This is a genomic window from Candidatus Cloacimonadota bacterium, from assembly GCA_034661015.1.
In the GTDB taxonomy this organism is placed as follows: Bacteria; Cloacimonadota; Cloacimonadia; order JGIOTU-2; family JGIOTU-2; genus JAYEKN01.
This window is the reverse complement of the sequence record JAYEKN010000293.1, coordinates 1-2079: the sequence shown is the minus strand read 5'-3', so window position 1 is coordinate 2079 and position 2079 is coordinate 1. Positions and strand designations below refer to the sequence as shown.

The following is a 2079-nucleotide window of genomic DNA, read 5'->3' as shown; positions in this document are numbered from 1 at the left end:
TAAATTCGGTAATTTTTATACAATTTTCCACCCATTTTTATGGCGGCATTTACCATTCTGGAATTATCTTCTAATATCCACGACATCTCACCGCGAGCACGTCCTTTTTTGAGTGCGTTTTTGATTGTTTCATAATACAAGGCTGCATCTATTCCCAGATTTTTATAAGCATCAATAATACCCAACGTAATCACTCTAACTTGATCAATCTTTTTTGAAGCAAGTAAAAGTTTTAGCCACCCAAACGGTAATAATTTTCCTCTGATTTTTATTAAAGCCTGATAAATGTCCGGCAGGGCGAGAGAAAAGGCAATATCTTTGCCATCTTTTACTACCAAATAGATAAGGTCAAAATCAACAATAGGTTTCAGATCTTTGGCAAGGTGATCAAATTCTGCTTTTGTCATGGGAACATATCCCCAGTTATGCTGCCAGGCTTTATTGTAAACGTCAAAAATTCTTGCCACCTCCTCTTTAAAATTTTTAGGATTTATTTTATGGATTACGAATTTGCCTCGTTTTCTGATCTTTTCCATCACACGTACAAATCTATCGGGAATTTTATTGTAATCAGCGTAAAAAGCATTTAGGTCTTTTGTTTTTGTAAATCCGAAATTTTCGATATGGTGCTGATAATATTCCGGATTATAAGTCATCATGACAAGTGGTGGTTCCGAAAAACCTTTCACAAGTAATCCGCATTCTTCATTGGTCGAAAAATTCATAGGTCCACGAATTGCATCTTTTCCTCTTTCCCGCACCCAATTACAAGCGGTTTCGAAAAGTGCGGTGGATACATCTTGGTTTGGGACGCATTCGTAAAAACCAAAAAATCCAATATTTTCATTGTGAGTTTCATTGTGTCTGGAATTAATATGAGCAACAATTCTTCCTGCGGGTTCACCGTCCTTGAAGGCAAGAAAAGGTTGAACTTCTGAAAATTCATAATAAGGATATTTCTCCCGATTGAATTTATCCTTCATTTGAGAAATTAGAGGTGGCACCCAATTGCTGTCGTTCTTATATATTTTCCAAGGCAATTTGATAAACTGCTTTAACTCCTTTTTGGATTTCACTGGTTTTATCTGAATTGTCATTTCAAACGCTCCTTGATTTTCTTGATACCAAAAAACTAATAATCCCTATACATATTGAAGTTAAAAAAAGGTATTTAACGTCAATTTTGGCGAATTTATTTGTTGCGAAGAAATAGTTCAAAATGTATGACAAAATGGGTGGTAGAATTACAATCATATATTTTGCGAATCGTAATTGTTTGAAGATGAAAATTACAAGTAAAGATAAAATAATAATGCACAAAGTGGATAAGGGTGCGAAATACAATAAAAAAGCGACATAAGTAATTTCTTCATGTCCCCCGATAAATTTATGGAGGATTGGGAAATAGTGCCCGATTATGAGCGCAAAACCGACCAAAAGAACTAATATGGGATATGATGGTAGGAGGAAATAACCTATTGCCCAAACGATGATGTAAACACGCACAAAGTCCATTACCCAAACGAGAATGCCGAGCAATTTGCTTACGGTTCGATAAACATTTCCGGCATCCGGAGTGAAATCACCGGATTTGTAGATGTCTATTTTGCGATAAATTTTGGAGAAAAAAGCTGCAAAAGAAAAAGAGCCTATTAAGTAACATACAATAATTAGAATTATTTCTTTTAAATAAATATTCATACTCCAACAAACACAAAAAGGAAAGAATGCCGTCAAGATTTTGACATTTATATTTGGAAAGTGGGGATTAAAAATTTAGCACTTGCCCCATTACTGAGGTTGAAGGGAAACCATCCGTATATACTTGGGGAAGTAAAAGACAATGTAATAAATAGATGACATTATATTGTGTTTTGTCGCAATTTTATGACACAAAACCGAAAAGTAAGATAAAATCCGAAACCTTGTCCCGAATGCTTTCGGGAGAAACCTCCGTAAAGTAGCATATCAAGTAAAATATATTCTTCATCCTTTTTACAACTCATCCCCTAACCCCTTCTCTTCAAAGAGAAGGGGAACTTTTATCTCCCTCTCCTCGATAGGAGAGGGTCGGGGTGA

The 2079-nt window shown here is 35.4% G+C and carries 3 protein-coding genes; all 3 read right to left on the bottom strand.

The features are described 5' to 3' along the window. Nucleotides 1–1097 (bottom strand): N-acetyltransferase (locus tag U9P79_10145; GenBank protein MEA2104981.1); only part of this gene is annotated, 1097 nt, incomplete at its 3' end. Nucleotide 1098: 1 nt separating this feature from the next. Then, nucleotides 1099–1701, bottom strand: coding sequence for a glycerol-3-phosphate acyltransferase (locus U9P79_10140; protein ID MEA2104980.1), 603 nt, complete (start codon nt 1699–1701; stop codon nt 1099–1101). 161 nt (nt 1702–1862) lie between these two features. Next, a complete protein-coding gene (locus U9P79_10135) occupies nt 1863–2006 on the bottom strand; it encodes a hypothetical protein (GenBank protein ID MEA2104979.1) in 144 nt (47 codons plus the stop codon). Nucleotides 2007–2079: the final 73 nt, after the last annotated feature.